We start from the raw sequence: 17,780 nt of genomic DNA, 5'->3' as shown, positions 1-17,780 counted from the left end.
TCAAGCGGTGAAGACACTGGCGGGCTCGGCTTCGTCAGTGAGGGAGAATTCGTCGACCAGCTTGGCCATCTTCAGCGAGACCGCGAGATTGGCGCGGATGGCCGGGCGCCAGGCATCCTCGATCGGCAGGCCGAGCGCGCGCCCGACGGCGTCGATGTAGTCATCCCAGTCCCGATCCGATGGCTCGGCCATGCAGCTCTCCCCCTCAATGCGCCGGCAACGGCGGATGCGGAATCGCGGTCAGCAATTCGCGCGTATAGGCATCCTGCGGATCACCTAGCACACGTTCGGACGTGCCTTCCTCGACGATTCGCCCCGACCGCATCACGATCACACGATCGCACAACAGCCGCACCACGTTCAAATCATGCGAGACGAACAGATAGCTCATGCCCAGCTTCTGCTTGAGATCCTGCAGCAGATTGAGCACGACGGCCTGCACGGAGACGTCGAGCGCCGCCGTCGGCTCATCGAGGATGACGAGCTTCGGGTGCAGTGCGATGGCACGCGCGATGCCGACGCGGGCCTTCTGGCCGCCCGACAATTGGTGCGGAAAGCGGTCGAGCAGGTTCAGCGGCAGGCCGACCATGGTCGCGAGCTCCTCGCACCGCGCACGCAGCGCGTTGCGCCCCTTGATGTCGCCGAGCTGCAAAATCGGATCGGCAATAGCGCGCGCCGCGGTGAAGCGCGGATTGAGGCTGTCGGTCGGATCCTGGAACACCATCTGGATGCGGCTGCGCTGCGGCAGCCGCGCGAACGCCTGCGGCAGGATGTTGCCGATCTCCTCGCCGTCGAAGCTGATGCGGCCCGAGGTTTGGTCGAGCAGACGCATCACCATCATCGACGTCGTCGACTTGCCGCAGCCGGACTCGCCGACCAGGCCGACGCTCTCGCCGTGCCCGACGGTGAAGCTGATGCCGTCGACCGCGCGGAAGACCTCGGGCTCGATGGCCGGCTTGCGGCCGAACAGTTTCGATAACGTCGCGGACGCGCCCTGGCGGGGATATTCTTTGACCAGCTTGTCGACCAGGAGGAGCGGCTTGCTGCTACCCGTGCCCTGCTCACCTTCCCTGCTCCGCTCGTCACCCCCGGGCTTGACCCGGGGGTCCATCGTCTTGCGCGACTCTTGCGCAGAAGGATGGATGGCCGGGTCAAGCCCGGCCATGACGGAGGGTGTGTGCGGCGCGGCCGACGCCTCCTCCTCCGGAAGGAGATCGCGCAAGGACACCCCGAGCCGCGGTGTCGCGCGCATCAGCTTGCGGGTGTAGGGATGCTGCGGATTGGCGAAGATGTCGGCGGCCTTGGCGGTCTCGACCACGCGGCCCTTCTCCATCACGACGACGCGGTCGCAATAGGCCGCGGCGAGACCGAGATCATGCGTGATCAGGATCGTCGACATGCCGCGGCTCTTGGTCAGCTCGACGACGAGGTCCATCACCGCCTTCTGCGTGGTGACGTCGAGGCCCGTGGTCGGCTCGTCGGCGATCAGGAGCTGCGGATTGCACGCCAGCGCCAGCGCGATGACGACGCGCTGGCACATGCCGCCGGACAGTTCGAACGGATAGGCGTGGTAGCGCTCGCGCGGGCGGGCGATCTTGACCTGCTCGAGTGCGGCGATCGCCTTCTCGGCGCGGTCGCTGGCCGCGGCCTGGGCGTGCTGCTTCAGCACGTCCTCGATCTGCTGGCCCACTTTACGGATCGGGTTGAGCGCCGCGCGCGGGTTCTGGAAGATCATCGAGATCTCGCGTCCGCGCAGGTCGCGCATCTCGGTCTCGGCGGCCGCCTTGACGTCGACGCCGGAGAACATCACCGAACCCTCGGCGATGCGGCCGGCGCGGTCGAGGATGCGCATGACGGCATAGGAGGTCACGGACTTGCCGGAGCCGGACTCGCCGACGATCGCCAAGGTCTCGCCCTTGGCGACGGAGATGTCGACATGCTGCACCGCCTTGACGATGCCGCGACGGGTGGAGAATTCGACCGTGAGATCGCGAACGTCGAGCAGCGGCTGGGCGGTCATGTTGCTCTCCAGACTCTCAGACCGTCATGCGCGGACTTGATCCGCGCATCCATCCAAGCCAACAAATTCGTGGTCAGTTGATGGATTGCCGGGTCAAGCCCGGCAATGACGGAGTTTTGGTGTGGCGCGCCCATCGCCTCACGTCCTGCGCTGGGGATCGACGATGTCGCGCAGGCCGTCGCCGAGCAGGTTGAAGCAGAACACGGCGATCATCAGCGCGAGGCCGGGGAACAGCGCGATCCACCATTCGCCCGAGACCATGAAGGACGCGCCCTCGGCGACCATGATCCCCCACTCCGCCGTCGGCGGCCGGACGCCGAGGCCGATGAAGGACAGGCCGGCGGCGTTGAGGATGGCGTAGCCCATGGTCAGCGACATCTGCACGATCATGATCGGCATGATGTTGGGCAGGATGTGGCCGAGCAGGATGCGCAGCTCGCTGTTGCCCGAGAGGCGCGCGGCCTGCACGAAGCCGGCGTTGCGGCGGACATTGGCTTCCGCGCGCGCGACGCGGGCATAGAGCGGGAAGTTCACGATCGCGGTGGCGATGATGATGTTCTGCACGGTGTTGCCGAGCGCTGCGACGATGCCCATGGCCAGCACGAACAGCGGGAACGCCATGATGGTATCGGCGATGCGGCCGACGATGCGGTCGGTCCAGCCGCCGAAGAAGCCGGCGGCGACGCCGGCGAGGCCGCCCATGAAGAACACCAGCGCGACGGAAGCGACCGCGATGAACGTATCGAGCCGGGTCGCGACCACGACGCGGCTGAAGATGTCGCGGCCGAGCTGATCGGTGCCGAACCAATGCGCCGCCGACGGCGGCTTCAGCGCGGACGCGGTGTCGCTGGCGAGCGGATCATACGGCACGATCCACGGCCCGAAGATCGCCGCGAACAGGATGATGACCAGCAGCCCGAAGGCAAAGCCCGTCACCTTGTTCTCGGCGAGCACATAGCGCGCATGCCCGATCAGGGCCATGAGGCCGGACGTGCTGTTGGCGGCGGCAGGATCGAGGGTCGGCGCGACAGTGCTCATCCTTCCAGCCTCACACGGGGATCGATGACGCCATAGAGAATGTCGATGACGAGGTTGAGGATCACGTACATGACCGCCATCGTCAGCACGAAGCCCTGCACCGGCGCGAAGTCGGAGGCGATCAGCGCCTCGACCGCGTAGGAGCCGATGCCCGGCCAGGCGAACACCTTCTCGACCAGCACGTTGGCGCCGAGCAGGAACGAGAACACCATCGACAGCGTGGTGATGACCGGCAGCATGGCGTTGCGGAACGCATAGGTGACGGTGACCGTCGAGGGCGACAGGCCCGAGGCGCGCGCGGTGCGCACGAACTCCGACGACAGGATCGCCAGCATCGAGGCGCGCGTCATGCGCGCGATCGGCGCCAGCGAAAAGATCGCGAGCGTCGCGGCGGGCAGGATCAGCTGGCTCAAGGCCGAACGGAACGCCTCGCCGTCGCGGGCGATCAGCGTGTCGATCAGATAGAAGCCGGTCACATTGTTCGGCGCGCTGTAGAACACGTCGAGCCGGCCGAGCGGCGCCGGCGACCAGCCGAGCCGGAAATAGAACACGTAGACCAGCACGAGGCCGGTGAAGAACACCGGCAGCGACACGCCGGCCGTGGTGACGACGCGGCAGGTGTGATCGATCCACGATCCCGGCCGCGTCGCGGCGAGCACGCCGAGCGGCAGCGCGATCGCGACCGATACCAGCAGACCGAGCAGCGTCAGCTCCGCCGAGGCCGGCAGGCGATTACGGATCTCGGTGGCGACCGGCTGGCCCGTCGTCAGCGAGCTGCCGAGATCGCCATGGGCGAGATCGACGGTGTAACGGAAGAACTGCTCGACCAGCGGCTTGTCGAAGCCGAGCTTCTTGCGGATCTGCTCGACCGCTTCCTTGGTCGCGGCGGGGCCGGCGAAGTAGGCGGCGGGATCGCCCGGCAGCGCGCGGGTGAGCAGGAAGGTGACGATCACCACGCCGATCAGCGAGGGGATAGCGAAGGCAAGGCGCTTGGCGATCAGGCTCAGCATGGGCACTGCCTCGCCGGAACGAGGCAGGATTTGGCAGCACGGCCCGGTGCGCTCCCTCCCCCCTTGTGGGAGAGTAACCCGCAACGGCGGTGGCTGTGGCTACCCCCCTCCCCGCCCCTCCCCCACAAGGGGGGAGGGAGGGAAAGAGCGCGGCTCACCTCACTTGCCCTGATCACGACGCTCATCCTTTCACCAGCGCGCGATAGTCGAGGCGGCGGTGGAACCAGTACTGATAGCCGGAGATGTTCTTCTGCATCGCGACGTTGACGAATGGCTGGTACAGCGGGATGCGCGGGACCTCGGCGAAGGCGAGATCCACGAAGCCCTTCACATCGGCGTCGTACTTGGCCTTGTCGCCGATCGCGGCGGCGTCGCGGGCGCCGTCGATGAACTTGTCCATCACCGGCGACTTGTAGCTCATCGTGTTGAACACGGAATTGTTGCCGTGATAGCACCAGTAGAAGAAATACTCGGGATAATCGAGCCAGCCTGAGAACACGTTGGTGTAGAGCGGCATTTCCTTCTTGTTCAGCTCGGTGCGCCAGTTTGCGCCGGGCACCTTGTTGATCGTGGTCTTGATGCCGAGCTGGGCGAGGCTCTCCTGCACCAGCACGCACAAGGGCTCGTTCACTTGCGCGAAGTTGAGGTCGAACGAGATCGTGGTCTCGAAGCCATTGGGATAACCGGCTTCCGCCAGCAGGGCCTTCGCCTTGTCCATGTCGGTGAAGTACTTGGTCGGCTGCGGCCAGGCGACATCGGTCGCCTTGTCGGCCGGCGCACCGAACATCGGATTGGCGAGGCCGAACAGCACCGCGTCCATGATCTTCTGGTAAGGCATGGCATAGGCCATCGCCTGCCGCACCTTCGGATTGTCGAACGGCGGCTTGGTGACGTTCATACCGATATACTGGATGCCGTTGGAGAACGGCAGCGACACGACGCTGAGCTTGCCGTTCGTCTTCATCTCCTGGAAGTCCTTGAACGGCAGCTCGTAGGAAATGTCAGCGTCGCCACGCTCGAGCAGCGCCCGGCGGTTACCGGCCTGCGGCACCATCCGCCAGATCACGCGCTTGATCTTGGGCAGCGGGCCACACACCCAGTCGTCGTTGCGCTCCATGATGACTTCGGTGCCGGCGGTCCACTTCGTCACCTTGTAGGCGCCGGAGCCCGCGGTCTGCTGCTTGGTGTATTCGAGACCCCACGGGTCCTTTTCCGTGGCGTTCTTCTTCACCAGCTCGGAATTGACCACGCAGGGCACGATGACCGCGAGATCGGGGATCGTCAGCCGGTCCTTCTTCAGGAAGTCGACGCGCACGGTATGGTCGTCGACGATGACGAACTGCTCAGGCTTGGTCAGCGAGCCCGCGCTCATCTGGAAGGTCGGGAAGCCGCCGACGCTGACGGCACGGTCGAGCGACCATTTCACGTCCTTGGCCGTGACCGGGGTCCCGTCGTGAAATTTCGCGTTCTTGCGCAGCTTGAAGGTGGCGGACATGTCACCGATGGTCATGTCCTCGGCGAGCTCGGGCTTGAACTTGTCGCGGTCGTAATAGGGCACGCCGCCCGGGCCGCTCTTCATCTCGTGGCTGATGAGGCGGTCGTAGCAATTCCACGAAACTTCGTAGCCCGGCACGTTGGTGCCGACGCCGTGGATGTCGAGATTGTTGGGGCCGCCCTCGGACACGATGAGCAGCGTCTCGGACCGCGCATCGGCCCTGGCGGAGGAGATCACCGCCGGCGCCATCGGCAGCGCGGCACCTGCGGCCAGACCGGACACGGATTTCAGAAAATCACGACGCTTCATCAAATGCTCCCGAGAACAACGACCGGCGGGAACATTGATCGCAAGCTTCGTGCCAAGCCCAAGAAGCAGCTAAGCCGTTGAATTCGCTACAGGCGAGCACATGAACGGCAGCTTGGGCAGAACCTCATTGCATACAGAAGGACGAAAGTGCACAAATTGTAGCCTACGCAACCGGCATGCGACCGATTTACGCAGCGCTCCCCTCAGGATCCGTCCGGCCAGATCAACGCCTGTAGCTGATCGAAGCTGCTGACCTTGGCAGGCCAATCCGGAATGGCGATGTGCCGAACGGGATCGCTGGCCCGGTGCAGCATCATGAGCACGAGCAGCCGTCGCTTGAGCCGCGAGTCAATCGCGGACGGCGCGAGACCATAGCCCTCGAACAGCGCCCGCACGCGGCCCGCATGACCCGCAGCCATGAACGCGCTGGGCCCGAGCAGATCGTACTCCCCGGGACCGGTCATGACGTCGCCGAAGTCGAACAGGCCGCTGACGCGCCAGCCATCGCCATCGCGCGCGACGAGGAAGTTCTCCGGAATGTATTCGCCGGTGAGAATGACCGGCGGCGTATCAGTGCGAAGCCATGCCGCCACGTCGCGCAGGAGATCGTCGAGTTCGGCAAGAAGCCGCTCGGGCAAGCCGAGCCGCGTATGACGCGCATGGCATCCGGCAATTTGCGCATGCAGGAAATCCGGCCAGCGCGGCTCGAGCGCGAGCAGATCGCCGGGCGGGACGCGGTGCATGGCGGCGATCAACCGGCCGAGCTGCCGCAGCAGATGCTGCTTGCCGTCTTCCGGCAGTTGCGGCCACACCTGCGCGGCGGGGATGCCGTGGAGCCGTGTCATGATCAGGTAGGACCAGCCGTCACGCTCGCCCGCGTGCTGGAGCTCCGGCGTGTCGACGGCCCCGACGCGCCCGCCGAGCAGACGCAGCGTGGCCTGCTCCGACAGAAACTGTCCATGCAGGATGGCGGGGAAGATCTTCAGGATCGCACCGTCGCCAATCGCTGCGACCAGATTGGTACCCGCCGCGAGGGGCGCCAGCGGCGTTTCGCCATGGCCATGGCCGCGGACGATGTCGCGCGCCACAGGCAGCCAGCGCGCTGTGTCGGCCCGCAGCCGCCGGAGCTCGGCGCTATCCGCAACCGGCGGCAGCGTCGGCCTCAACGGTCCGGGCTCGCACGCTCGAACTGGCGCAGCAGCTTGTTGCCGCGCTCGACGGCGGAATCCAGCGCCGCCTGCGCCGGCTTGCGGCCGCTGAACGCCTGCTCCATTTCGTCCTCGATCGCATCGCGGATCAGCACGAAGGAGCCGAGCCGCAAGCCGCGCGAATTCTCCGTCGGCGGATGCAGCGTCACCTGCTCGATCGAGATCGCCGCACCCGGATTGCGGTCGTAGAACCCTTGCGCACGGGTGAGATCGAAGGCGGCCCGGGTGATCGGCAGATAGCCGGTGTTCTGGTGCCAGGCCGCCTGGATGTCCGGCCGCGACAGATAGGCAAAGAACTTGGCGACACCCTTGTATTCGGCCCTGGGACGGTCGCGCAGCACCCACAGCGTCGCGCCGCCGATGATCGAGTTCTGCGGCGCCCCGGCAATCTCGGGCCAATACGGCAGCATGCCATAGCCGACCTCGAATTTCGAATTCGCCTTGATGTCGGCGCGCGTCGCCGACGAGCCGATGAAGATGCCGCACTCGCCCTTCTGGAAGCGCGGCTCTGCCGCCTGCCCGCGGCCTCCGTAGTCGAAGACCTTGCTCTTCTGCCATTCCGCCAGTTGGCCGACGTGCCGCGCAACCTGCGGATTGTTGAAGCTCAGCACGGCATCCAGTCCGCCGAAGCCGTTGGCGCGGCTGGCGACCGGCAGGTTGTGGAAGGCGGAAAAGTTCTCGATGTTGATCCAGGACGGCCAGGAGGTCGTGAAGCCGCAGGCCATGCCATGGTCGCGCAGCCGCTTGGCCGCCTGGCCGAGCTCCGGCCATGTCTTCGGAGGCGCAGACGGATCGAGCCCGGCGGCGCGAAACTGGTCCTTGTTGTAGTACAGGATCGGCGTCGACGCGTTGAACGGAAATGACAGCATGTTGCCGTCGGCATCGGCATAATAGCCGGCGACGGCAGGCAGATAGGCGGCCGGCGAAAAGCCCTCCTGCTCGTCGCGCATCAACTCGTACACGGGATAGATCGCGCCCTTGGCCGCGGTCATCGTCGCGGTCGCGATCTCATTGACCTGCACGATCGCCGGCTGGCTGCGCGAGCGAAACGCGAAGATCGCGGCCGTGACGGTTTCGGTGTAGCTCCCCTTGTAGGTCGGCACGATGCGATAGTCGGCCTGCGACGCGTTGAACTCGGCGGCCAGCCGGTCGACCTGCCTGCCGAGCTCGCCCGACATCGCATGCCACCACGCAATCTCGGTCGCGGCGTGAACCTCGGCGGCAGAGCCGACGGCGCAGAGAAGCAATCCGATCGAAAGACAACGGGACAGAAACCTCACCGGATTGATCTCCAACTCGTTTGATGAATGCGCGCGTGACTGAAATCGCAATCGGAACCAATATGGCCAACCAACAACCCTTGGCTGCAACAACTTTTGAGTAACCCATTGAACGGGTATCGCTTTGGCGTCAGAATGGCCTTATAGCACCTGCTCGGGACCCCCGTTGAACCTTTTCGTTTCCAGGCCGACCTCATCATCAAGGGGAAAGTGTTGCCTGTGTACTGCGCCCGTCTTTCGTCGATCTCGAGAGTGGACGCCGCGCCGGTGTTCGCGCGGCCTTTGGCAGGCGCGCGCCGCCGCCCGTCGCCGCAATTGGCTGCGGCGCAGCATTCGAGCCGGTCGACGCGCGGAAGCTGGCGTGCGGCCGGGTTCCGCTCGCGCGGCCTGAGGTAGCGATCGTGGCGCGGTCCGAGCAACCGGGATCCGTCAAGCGGCCGTTGAGCCTGGCGGTGCTGGGCCGGGCGCGGATCGTTCGCGTGCTGCGGGCCGTTCCGATCCGCTGGCGTATCCTGTCGATCGCCGCCCTCAACTCGGCGGTCGTGATCGTGCTGGCGGCGCTGATCTGGAACGGTGCCACAGTGCTGGGCACCGCCTGGGACGATGTCCGCCAGGTCCGCGAATCCGACAAGGTGCTGGCTCTGCTGGAAAGCGAAACCAGCCGGCTGCAGAACCTGATCCACCGCTACATCAATCAGCCGAGCCCGGAGCTGTTTGCCGAGATCCTGCTGCTGCGCGAGGCCGTGCTCGGCACGCTCACCACGCGCGCCTCGACCGATCCGATGCTGTCGGGCTCGGTGGAGGAGTTGGAGCGGGTCACGGTGCGCTTTCTCGATGGCTTCGGCGAACTGCGCGCACTGCAGGCGACGATCTCCAAGACCTATGAGGAGGAAGTGCTCGGCCCCGCCCGCGACATTGCCGGGCTCTATTCGGTGATCGAGGGCGCGACCGGCCATCGCGACGCCGAGATCTGGCCGTCGCTCGGCAAGTCTCGCGAGGCCTTCACGGCCATGCTGGTGGCCGCAAACTCCTATTATCTGTCGCTCGCGCCCGCCTCCGCCGACGATGCCCGCCGCAACACGGAAACCATCGAGAAGACCATTCCGGTGATGTCCAGCCTGGCCGACAACGATCTGCAGCGGCTCGCGCTGCAGCGGCTGTCGGCTCGGACCGCGGCGTTGCGCGCCGGCTTTTCCAAGCTCACCGACCAACTGACGAACCGCACCGAGCTCCTGCGCAACACCATCGATGCGAGCCAGGCCGAGACCATCGGCGCGATCGATGACCTCTCGGTGAAGATGCGCCAGCACGAGCAGAAGGCGCAGGCGACCTTCGACAAGACGCTGAAGGACATCTCGCGCCGCGTGCTGTCGATCGCGGTGATCTTCCTCGGCATCATCCTGTCCGCGGGCGTGCTGATCGCCCTGTCGATCCGCCTGCCGCTGCAGCAGATCATGGCTTCGATGCGCGCGATCATGCTCGGCGATTACGACCGCAAGGTCCAGGGCACCGAAGCGCGCGACGAGGTCGGCGCGATGGCCCGCGCGGTGGAAACCTTCCGCGAGAACGCGATCGCCAAGCGCAAGACCGAGGACGAGTTGCGCACCGCCAAGGAGAAGGCCGAAAGCGCCCTGCTCGAGCTCAATGCCGCGCAGCGGAATCTGATCGATGCCGAACGGCTCGCCGCGCTCGGCGGCCTCGTCGCGGGCGTGGCCCATGAGGTCAACAATCCGATCGGCATCAGCCTCACCGTGGCCTCGAGCTTCGCGCGCCGGGTCGAGATGTTCGAGGCGGCGCTGCGCTCGCCGGAAGGCGGCCTGCGCCGGTCGCAACTGGAGGAATTCGTGCGCTCCTCGCGCGACGCTTCGGTGCAACTGGTCGCCAATCTGCAGCGCGCCGGCGAACTGATCCAGTCGTTCAAGCAGGTCGCGGTCGACCGTTCCCATGCGGAGCGGCGGACGTTCCTGCTCGGCGAGGCCACCGATCAGATCATCACCAGCCTCAAGCCGGTGCTCAAGCGCGCCCCGATCACGCTCGAGGTCGATGTCCCCGAGGGCCTCTTCATCGACGGCTATCCCGGCTTCTATGGCCAGATCCTGACCAACCTCTTCCTCAATGCCGTCAACCATGCCTTCGCCGACGGCCGCTCAGGAACGATCTCGATCACGGCGCGGCCGCGCGGGACGGATGACATCGAGATCATTTTCGCCGATAACGGCGCCGGCATGACCCCCGACGTGCAGCGGCAGGCGTTCGACCCGTTCTTCACGACCCGCCGCAACGAAGGGGGCACCGGCCTCGGGCTGCATATCGTCTACAACCTCGTGACGCAGCAGCTCGGCGGCCGCATGATGCTGGAATCCCGCGAGGGACAAGGCACCACCTTTCGGATTATCATGCCGCGGGTCGCCAAGGGCGGCGCCGAGACGGCAATGGGTGACGGAACGACGCAATGGCCGAACAGGACGATGTCCTCCAGCTGATCGAGGATGCCGGTTTCGACGAGGACGACCGTTCGGCCCGGAAGTGGAAAATTGCCGTCATCGACGACGACCATGCCGTGCACGAGGGCACGCGGTTTGCGCTGTCGGACTACAGCCTGAACGGCCAGGGCCTCGAGATCCTCTCCGCCTATTCGGCCGCCGAGGGGCGCGCCCTGATGCGGGAGCACAGCGACATCGCCGCGGTGCTGCTCGACGTCATCATGGAGACCGACGTCGCAGGCCTCGAGCTCGTCGAATACATCCGCAACGAAATCAAGAACGAGACCGTCCGCATCATCCTGCGCACGGGACAGCCCGGCCAAGCGCCGGAGCGGCGCGTCATCGTCCAATACGACATCAACGACTACAAGGCCAAGACCGAGCTGACGGCCGACAAGCTGTTCACCTCGCTGACCGCGGCGCTGCGCAGCTACCAGCAGCTCGAGCGCATGGTGCAGACAAGGCGCGGCCTCGAGATCATCATCGACGCCGCCTCGACACTCTACGACTTCAAGTCGATGCAGCGGCTGGCCGAGGGCGTGCTCACGCAGATCGCCTCCCTGCTCAACGTCGACTGCGCCGGAATCCTCGTACTGCGCGACGACGGCAGCCAGACCGAGGATTTCTCGGTGCTGGCCGGCTCCGGCTGCTACAGCCGCTTCTCCGGCGCCGTCACCTCGCGCTCGCTCGACCCCGATCTTCGCGACATGGTCGAGGCCGCGTTCCGGCAGCGCAGCAACGAGTTCGCCGATCACCGCACCGTGCTCTATGTCCGCACCGGCTCGGGGCGCGAGGTGGTGGTGCTGCTGCAGGCGGAGCGGCCGCTGTCCGAGACGGATCGCTCGCTGGTGGAGATCTTCTCCAGCCGCCTGTCGATCGCCTTCGACAACGTGATCCTCTATCAGCAGCTGCATGAGGCCAACACCCAGCTCGAGGACCGCGTCGCCCAGCGCACCCGCGCGCTGATGCAGGCCAACCGGCGGCTGTCGGCGCAATGGCTGCGGCTGCAGCGTGCGAATGGCTTCAAGAACGAGATCCTGGGCACAGTCGCGCACGATCTGAAGAATCCGCTCGGCGTGATCCTCGGCCGCACCGAGATGCTGACCGAGCTGATCGCGACCGGCGCCTCGGCCGAGGGCATCACCAGCCAGATCGGCCACATCCGGGACGCGGCCAAGCGGCTCACCTCGATGGTCGACCATCTGATCTCGGACGCGATGGCCGATGCGTTCGACATCACCATCCGCCGCGAGCCGGTCGATATCGCCGCGCTGGTCCATGAGGTGGTCGAGGCCAACCAGCCCCTGGCGCTGAACAAGCAGCAGGTCATCGCCGTGTCCGCGCCGCCGCAGCTGTCGACGATGTGCGACATCGACCGCGTTCGCGAGGCAATCGACAATCTGCTTAGCAATGCCATCAAATACAGCCCGATCGGCGGCCGGATCAGCGTCGACGTCAGCGGCGACGGGGACAACACGAGCATCGGCATCACCGACCAGGGCGCCGGCCTGTCGCCGGAGGACCTCGGACGGCTGTTCGGGCGATTCCAGCGACTGTCGGCCAAGCCGACCGCGGGCGAGAGCTCGACCGGGCTCGGCCTGTCGATTGTCAAACGCATCGTCGACATGCATGGTGGCGAGGTGACGGCCAAGAGCGATGGGCCGGGAGCGGGGTCAACCTTCACCATCACACTGCCGGCGGCCGAGTTGTCATGAGTCAGAGCCAGCACATCATCATCGTCGACGACGAGGCGCCCGCCCGCGAGATGGTGGGTGATTACCTCAAGATGCACGGTTTCACCGTGACCTTGTGCGACGGTGGCAAAAGCTTGCGCAGCGCCATCGAGACCGGGCCCGCCGATCTCGTCGTGCTCGACCTCAACATGCCCGAGGAGGATGGCCTCTCCATCATCCGCGATCTCAAGGGCCGCACCAACATCCCGGTGATCATGCTGACGGCCACGGCCAGTCCGATCGACCGGGTGGTCGGGCTCGAACTCGGCGCCGATGATTATGTCGCCAAGCCCTGCGAGCTGCGCGAATTGATGGCCCGCATCCGCTCCGTGTTGCGTCGCAGTGTCCCGGCCAAAGCCGCCGCCGTGGCGGCTGTCGCGGAGCCCGCCCCGGCCAAGGCCCCGGACCCGCAGCTGGTGCGGTTCGGGACCAAATGGCTCGATCTCGATGCCCAGGCGTTGCGCGACGACGAGGGCAACGAGCATCCGCTGACCGCCTCTGAATTCGGCCTGCTCAAGGTATTCGCGGCCAATCCGAAGCGGGTACTGTCCCGCGAACGGCTGCTGGAGCTCGCCAATGCCCGCGACGCCGAGGCATTCGACCGTGCCGTGGACCTGCGCATCATGCGGATTCGCCGCAAGATCGAGCCGGATCCCGCGAAGCCGGCGGTGATCCGCACCATCCGTGGCGGCGGCTATCTGTTTTCTCCGGCCGGCGATAAGGCCTGAATCGGCCCTGCGCGGGGGCTTGCGCGACATCAGCAGCCGGCTTGGGCGCTGATTCCGTTCCGCATTTTGGAATAAGGCACAATTCCGCCACGACTGTTTCGCGATGTGCGGCGCGACGAAACATTTCTGCCGGTCGACGAAACCATTTTCCTGCTTTGGTGCAGACGTCCCGAAACGGGGCCCCCGTAACAATCCCACCCGTCGAAACGCCGCAAGGGGGCGGCGGAACGGGAGAGTGACATGCAGAACGTCGTTGCCATCAATTCCGCCGCCAGCCGGGGCATCATCGCGGCCCAGGCGACCACGGACGACATGCTCCTGGAGAGCATTGCCGATGGTGACCGCACCGCGATGCACACGCTTTATGCGCGCCACAATGTGCGGGTCTATCGTTTCATCCTGCGCATCGTCCGCGACACCACGATTGCCGAGGACCTCGTCAGCCAGGTGTTCCTGGACGTCTGGCGCACCGCCAAGCAGTTCGAAGGCCGCTCGCAGGTCTCGACCTGGCTGCTCTCGATCGCCCGCTTCAAGGCGCTGACCGCGCTGCGCCAGCGCCGCTTCGAGGACATCGACCAGGACGAGGTGCGCGAGATCGCCGACGACAGCGACACGCCGGAGACCTCGCTCGAGCGCTCCACCACCAGCGCCATCCTGCGCGCCTGCGTCGCCAAGCTGTCGCCGGCGCATCGCGAGATCATCACCCTGATCTACTACCATGAGAAGTCCGTGGAAGAGGTCGGCCAGATCATCGGCATCCCGCAGTCGACGGTGAAAACCCGCATGTTCTACGCCCGCAAGCACCTCGCGGAACTCCTGCGCGGCGCCGGCGTTCATAGCCTGGCGGCCTGATATCGCTTCCTTCTCGTCGGGACCGGTGTCCCGGCGGGTTCCCGTGACGACGACACCAAGAAAATCGCCGAACGAAACAATTGAAACATTCGGCGCAATCACTCGGAAAAGTTCGACCGCTAGAACGTGACCCATCAACCGGACGTCAGTCCCCCAGCTGATCCCGGTTTTGAGCGAGCAAATTCCACCTCCAAGGTTGCTCCGAAGACCCGGCGGATGCCCCCGCCGGGTCTTCGTCTTTTGTGGGGTCGGTATAGGGCGATTTGACCATTTGATATCGCCTTGTCCCGGTGCAATGGTCCGCGCGAGAAGGGCCGGGCGCGCCCTGCAATGACGGACGGTCGCGGATGTTCGGTTTGGATGCGGTGGAGCTCGCGCGCGCGCAGTTCGCCTTCACGGTCACCTTCCACATCATCTTCCCTGCCTTCTCGATCGGGCTCGCCTCCTACCTTGCGGTGCTGGAAGCGCTGTGGCTGTGGACGGGGCGGGACGTCTTCCTCAACGTCTTCAACTACTGGCTCAAGATCTTCGCCATCGCGTTCGCGATGGGCGTTGTCTCCGGCATCGTGATGTCCTACCAGTTCGGCACCAACTGGTCGGTCTATTCCGACAAGGTCGGACCGGTGATCGGCCCGCTGATGGCCTATGAGGTGCTGACCGCGTTCTTCCTCGAGGCCGGGTTCCTCGGCGTCATGCTGTTCGGGCTCAAGCGCGTCGGGCCGAAGCTGCATTTCCTCGCCACCCTGATGGTCGCCGTGGGCACGTTGATCTCGGCGTTCTGGATCCTCTCGGCCAATTCCTGGATGCAGACGCCGGCCGGCTACGCCGTGAACGCCGAGGGCCAGTTCGTCTCGGTCGACTGGCTCAAGGTGATCTTCAATCCGTCCTTCCCGTATCGGCTCGTCCACATGGTGCTGGCGGCCTATCTCACGACCTCGCTGGTGGTCGGCGCGGTCGGCGCCTGGCATCTGCTGCGCAATCCGCATCTGCCGGGCCCGCGCGTGATGTTCTCGATGGCGATGTGGATGGCGGCGCTGGTGGCGCCGCTGCAGATCTTCGTCGGTGATCAGCATGGCCTGAACACGCTCGAGCACCAGCCGGTGAAGATCATGGCCATGGAGGGCCATTTCGAGAGCCACAAGGACGGCGCGCCGCTGTATCTGTTCGGCTGGCCCGACCAGGAAAAGGGCGAGCTGAAATATGCGCTCGGCATTCCCAAATTCGGCTCGCTGATCCTCAAGCACCAGATCGACGCGCCGATGGCCGGGCTCGACACCGTGCCCCGCAAGGACTGGCCGCCGGTGCCGATCACCTTCTGGTCGTTCCGCATCATGGTCGGGCTGGGGATGCTGATGCTGGCGCTCGGCCTATTCAGCCTGTGGGAGCGCTGGCGCGGCCGGCTGTACATCAATCGCGGCCTGCATCGCTTCGCGATTGCGATGGGTCCCGCCGGCTTCATCGCCGTGATCGCCGGCTGGGTCACCACCGAGACCGGCCGCCAGCCGTTCACCGTGTACGGGCTGCTGCGCACGGCGGACTCCGTTTCGCCTCTGGCCGCACCGGCCGTGGGCGCCTCGCTCATCGCCTTCATCGTCGTGTATTTCATCATCTTCGCCGCTGGCGTTGCGTACATCCTGCGCCTGATGGCTGACCCGCCGCATCCCGGCGAGCCCGGCCCGAGCGGCACGGAGCCGGTGCGATCAGCCGGCATCACACCGGCCGCCGGCGTCGTGCAGGGAGCGGGATCATGAGCGTCGCCGTCGATCTCGCCACGCTCTGGGCCTTCATCATCGCGCTCGCGGTCTTCATCTATGTCGTGATGGACGGCTTCGACCTCGGCCTCGGCATCCTCTTCCCGCTGTTTCCGGGCAAGCACGACCGCGACATCATCACCAACACCGTCGCGCCGGTATGGGACGGCAACGAGACCTGGCTGGTGCTCGGCGGCGGCGGGCTGATGGCGGCGTTTCCACTCGCCTACTCCATCCTGCTGCCGGCGCTCTATGCGCCGCTGATCGCGATGCTGGTCGGGCTGATCTTCCGCGGCGTCGCCTTCGAATTCCGCTGGCGCACGCGCAGCACACGCAATCTCTGGGACATCGCCTTCGCCGGCGGCTCCTGGGTCGCGGCGCTGGCGCAGGGCATCGCGCTCGGCGCGATCCTGCAGGGCGTGCATGTCGACGGCCGGCACTATGCCGGCGGCTGGTGGGACTGGCTGACGCCGTTTTCCATCCTCACCGGCGTGTCGCTGGTCGCAGGCTACGCGCTGCTCGGCGCCACCTGGCTGATCCTGAAAACCGAGGGCGACCTGCGCGACAAGGCCTACCGCATCAGCTGGGTGCTCCTGTTCATGATGCTGCTCGCCATCGCCGCCGTGAGCCTGGCGACGCCGCTGCTGACCATCCAATATGCCCAGCGCTGGTTCAGCTGGCCCGCGATCGTGTTGACCGCGCCGGTGCCGCTCGCCGTCATTGGCGTCACCGTGCTGCTGATGAAGAATCTCGCCCAGAAGCACGACGGCTGGCCGTTCTTTCTGGCTCTCGCTTTGTTCTTCCTGTCCTATGCCGGCCTCGGCATCAGCATGTATCCCTACATCGTGCCGCAGAGCGTCACGATCTGGCAGGCGGCGGCGCCCGAGCGCAGCCAGTTGATGATGCTGCCCGGCGTGCTGGTGCTGGTGCCGCTGATCCTCGGCTATACCGGATGGGCCTATTGGGTGTTTCGCGGCAAGGTCGGCCACGACGCCGGCTATCATTGATGCCGCCGTCACCACCTCCCGCCCCGCTCGCCAAGCGCCTCGCCTGGTTCGTCGCGCTGTGGCTCGCCGGCGTGGCCACCGTCGGCGCGGTGGCCACCCTGCTGCGACTCTGGATGAAGCTTGGATGACGGTCGGCCACGCTCGCTCACCTTGACTTTGCTGCGAATTTGCCCCTGAAATTTGGCGGGTGGATTTGATCGGGCAAGCTTCGCAGGGGTCCGTTGAGGAGAGCTTTGAATGCCGAGTTTCCGTCGCCTGCTGTGTGCCACCAGCGCCATCATCGCGCTGGCGCTTTCCACATCGCACAGCTTTGCCCAGTCCGACGATCCCGGGGATCAGCCCGGCCTGGTCGCCGATGACGGCTACGAGCTCGATCCCGAGTGGCGCAAGCAGGTCGTCTACTTCCGCACCAACGAGCCGCCGGGCACGATCATCGTCTCCACCGCCGAGCGTCACCTCTATCTGGTGCAGCCGGGCGGCCGCGCCATCCGCTACGGCATCGGGGTCGGCCGTGACGGCTTCCAGTGGCAGGGCCTGCTCAGCATCACCAAGAAGGCCGAGTGGCCGGACTGGACGCCGCCGCCGGAAATGATCCAGCGCCAGCCCTATCTGCCGCGCTTCATGGCCGGCGGTCCCGGCAATCCGCTGGGCGCCCGCGCGATGTATCTGGGCACCACCGTGTATCGCATCCACGGCACCAACCAGCCCTGGACCATCGGCAGCAAGATTTCCTCCGGCTGCTTCCGCCTGGTGAATGCCGATGTCGCCGATCTCTACGACCGCGTGCCCGTCGGCACCAAGGTCGTGGTGCGGCAGAAGCCGGAACTGTGACGGCGGCGCCTGCCGCCGGACATTCAGCCATCGCT

The 17,780-nt window shown here is 65.7% G+C and carries 15 protein-coding genes; 8 read left to right on the top strand and 7 right to left on the bottom strand.

The features are described 5' to 3' along the window. The 7 genes from ACQR0Z_RS02895 to ugpB form a co-directional block, all read right to left on the bottom strand. The gene (locus ACQR0Z_RS02895) at positions 1-192 is read right to left on the bottom strand and encodes a DUF4089 domain-containing protein (RefSeq protein ID WP_434856485.1); all 192 of its coding nucleotides are present in this window, start codon (positions 190-192) and stop codon (positions 1-3) included. 13 nt (positions 193-205) lie between these two features. Further along, a complete protein-coding gene (locus tag ACQR0Z_RS02890) occupies positions 206-2,020 on the bottom strand; it encodes a dipeptide ABC transporter ATP-binding protein (protein WP_434917629.1) in 1,815 nt (604 codons plus the stop codon). A gap of 138 nt (positions 2,021-2,158) precedes the next feature. Next, a complete protein-coding gene (locus ACQR0Z_RS02885; RefSeq protein ID WP_434917628.1) occupies positions 2,159-3,058 on the bottom strand; it encodes an ABC transporter permease in 900 nt (299 codons plus the stop codon). Next, on the bottom strand, positions 3,055-4,068 hold the full coding sequence (locus ACQR0Z_RS02880; protein ID WP_315722552.1) for an ABC transporter permease: 1,014 nt from the start codon (positions 4,066-4,068) through the stop codon (positions 3,055-3,057). Before ACQR0Z_RS02880 ends, ACQR0Z_RS02885 begins: the two co-directional genes overlap by 4 nt. A 181-nt stretch (positions 4,069-4,249) precedes the next feature. After that, a complete protein-coding gene (locus ACQR0Z_RS02875; RefSeq protein WP_434856488.1) occupies positions 4,250-5,872 on the bottom strand; it encodes an ABC transporter substrate-binding protein in 1,623 nt (540 codons plus the stop codon). Positions 5,873-6,075: 203 nt separating this feature from the next. Beyond that, positions 6,076-7,038, bottom strand: a complete 963-nt coding sequence (locus tag ACQR0Z_RS02870; protein WP_434917627.1) for a phosphotransferase family protein — start codon at positions 7,036-7,038, stop codon at positions 6,076-6,078. Next, positions 7,035-8,351, bottom strand: a complete 1,317-nt coding sequence (gene ugpB / locus ACQR0Z_RS02865) for a sn-glycerol-3-phosphate ABC transporter substrate-binding protein UgpB (RefSeq protein WP_434918006.1) — start codon at positions 8,349-8,351, stop codon at positions 7,035-7,037. The genes ACQR0Z_RS02870 and ugpB overlap by 4 nt, the downstream gene beginning before the upstream one ends. A 506-nt stretch (positions 8,352-8,857) precedes the next feature. Here ugpB and ACQR0Z_RS02860 point away from each other — a divergent pair. The 8 genes from ACQR0Z_RS02860 (at position 8,858) to ACQR0Z_RS02825 (ending at position 17,745) form a co-directional block, all read left to right on the top strand. Continuing rightward, positions 8,858-10,843: an ATP-binding protein gene (locus ACQR0Z_RS02860; RefSeq protein WP_434856580.1), complete on the top strand. Its 1,986-nt coding sequence runs from the start codon at positions 8,858-8,860 to the stop codon at positions 10,841-10,843. Then, on the top strand, positions 10,813-12,558 hold the full coding sequence (locus ACQR0Z_RS02855) for an ATP-binding response regulator (protein WP_434856490.1): 1,746 nt from the start codon (positions 10,813-10,815) through the stop codon (positions 12,556-12,558). Before ACQR0Z_RS02860 ends, ACQR0Z_RS02855 begins: the two co-directional genes overlap by 31 nt. Further along, a complete protein-coding gene (locus tag ACQR0Z_RS02850) occupies positions 12,555-13,304 on the top strand; it encodes a response regulator (protein WP_434856491.1) in 750 nt (249 codons plus the stop codon). Before ACQR0Z_RS02855 ends, ACQR0Z_RS02850 begins: the two co-directional genes overlap by 4 nt. A gap of 240 nt (positions 13,305-13,544) precedes the next feature. Beyond that, positions 13,545-14,156, top strand: a complete 612-nt coding sequence (locus tag ACQR0Z_RS02845) for a sigma-70 family RNA polymerase sigma factor (protein ID WP_434856492.1) — start codon at positions 13,545-13,547, stop codon at positions 14,154-14,156. A gap of 347 nt (positions 14,157-14,503) precedes the next feature. Further along, positions 14,504-15,907: a cytochrome ubiquinol oxidase subunit I gene (locus tag ACQR0Z_RS02840; RefSeq protein WP_434856493.1), complete on the top strand. Its 1,404-nt coding sequence runs from the start codon at positions 14,504-14,506 to the stop codon at positions 15,905-15,907. Next, positions 15,904-16,914, top strand: a complete 1,011-nt coding sequence (gene cydB, locus ACQR0Z_RS02835; protein WP_434856494.1) for a cytochrome d ubiquinol oxidase subunit II — start codon at positions 15,904-15,906, stop codon at positions 16,912-16,914. Before ACQR0Z_RS02840 ends, cydB begins: the two co-directional genes overlap by 4 nt. Continuing rightward, positions 16,914-17,042, top strand: coding sequence for a DUF2474 family protein (locus ACQR0Z_RS02830; RefSeq protein ID WP_434917626.1), 129 nt, complete (start codon positions 16,914-16,916; stop codon positions 17,040-17,042). The genes cydB and ACQR0Z_RS02830 overlap by 1 nt, the downstream gene beginning before the upstream one ends. Before the next feature lie 109 nt (positions 17,043-17,151). After that, a complete protein-coding gene (locus ACQR0Z_RS02825; protein ID WP_434856496.1) occupies positions 17,152-17,745 on the top strand; it encodes a L,D-transpeptidase in 594 nt (197 codons plus the stop codon). Positions 17,746-17,780 lie beyond the last annotated feature (35 nt).

Origin of the sequence: Bradyrhizobium sp. HKCCYLS3077 (genome assembly GCF_051167555.1) — a bacterium.
Taxonomy (GTDB): Bacteria; Pseudomonadota; Alphaproteobacteria; order Rhizobiales; family Xanthobacteraceae; genus Bradyrhizobium.
Note: the sequence above shows the minus strand (reverse complement) of the source record. Positions and strands in the feature narration are given on the sequence as shown.

What these genes read in the sequence shown, in the direction of transcription:
- ACQR0Z_RS02890 (WP_434917629.1), bottom strand. Translation starts at nt 2,020, where the DNA reads ATGACCGCCCAGCCGCTGCTCGACGTTCGCGATCTCACGGTCGAATTC.
- ACQR0Z_RS02895 (WP_434856485.1), bottom strand. Translation starts at nt 192, where the DNA reads ATGGCCGAGCCATCGGATCGGGACTGGGATGACTACATCGACGCCGTC.
- ACQR0Z_RS02845 (WP_434856492.1), top strand. Translation starts at nt 13,545, where the DNA reads ATGCAGAACGTCGTTGCCATCAATTCCGCCGCCAGCCGGGGCATCATC.
- ACQR0Z_RS02880 (WP_315722552.1), bottom strand. Translation starts at nt 4,068, where the DNA reads ATGCTGAGCCTGATCGCCAAGCGCCTTGCCTTCGCTATCCCCTCGCTG.
- ACQR0Z_RS02840 (WP_434856493.1), top strand. Translation starts at nt 14,504, where the DNA reads ATGTTCGGTTTGGATGCGGTGGAGCTCGCGCGCGCGCAGTTCGCCTTC.
- ACQR0Z_RS02875 (WP_434856488.1), bottom strand. Translation starts at nt 5,872, where the DNA reads ATGAAGCGTCGTGATTTTCTGAAATCCGTGTCCGGTCTGGCCGCAGGT.
- ACQR0Z_RS02830 (WP_434917626.1), top strand. Translation starts at nt 16,914, where the DNA reads ATGCCGCCGTCACCACCTCCCGCCCCGCTCGCCAAGCGCCTCGCCTGG.
- ACQR0Z_RS02825 (WP_434856496.1), top strand. Translation starts at nt 17,152, where the DNA reads ATGCCGAGTTTCCGTCGCCTGCTGTGTGCCACCAGCGCCATCATCGCG.
- ACQR0Z_RS02885 (WP_434917628.1), bottom strand. Translation starts at nt 3,058, where the DNA reads ATGAGCACTGTCGCGCCGACCCTCGATCCTGCCGCCGCCAACAGCACG.
- ACQR0Z_RS02850 (WP_434856491.1), top strand. Translation starts at nt 12,555, where the DNA reads ATGAGTCAGAGCCAGCACATCATCATCGTCGACGACGAGGCGCCCGCC.
- cydB (WP_434856494.1), top strand. Translation starts at nt 15,904, where the DNA reads ATGAGCGTCGCCGTCGATCTCGCCACGCTCTGGGCCTTCATCATCGCG.
- ACQR0Z_RS02855 (WP_434856490.1), top strand. Translation starts at nt 10,813, where the DNA reads ATGGCCGAACAGGACGATGTCCTCCAGCTGATCGAGGATGCCGGTTTC.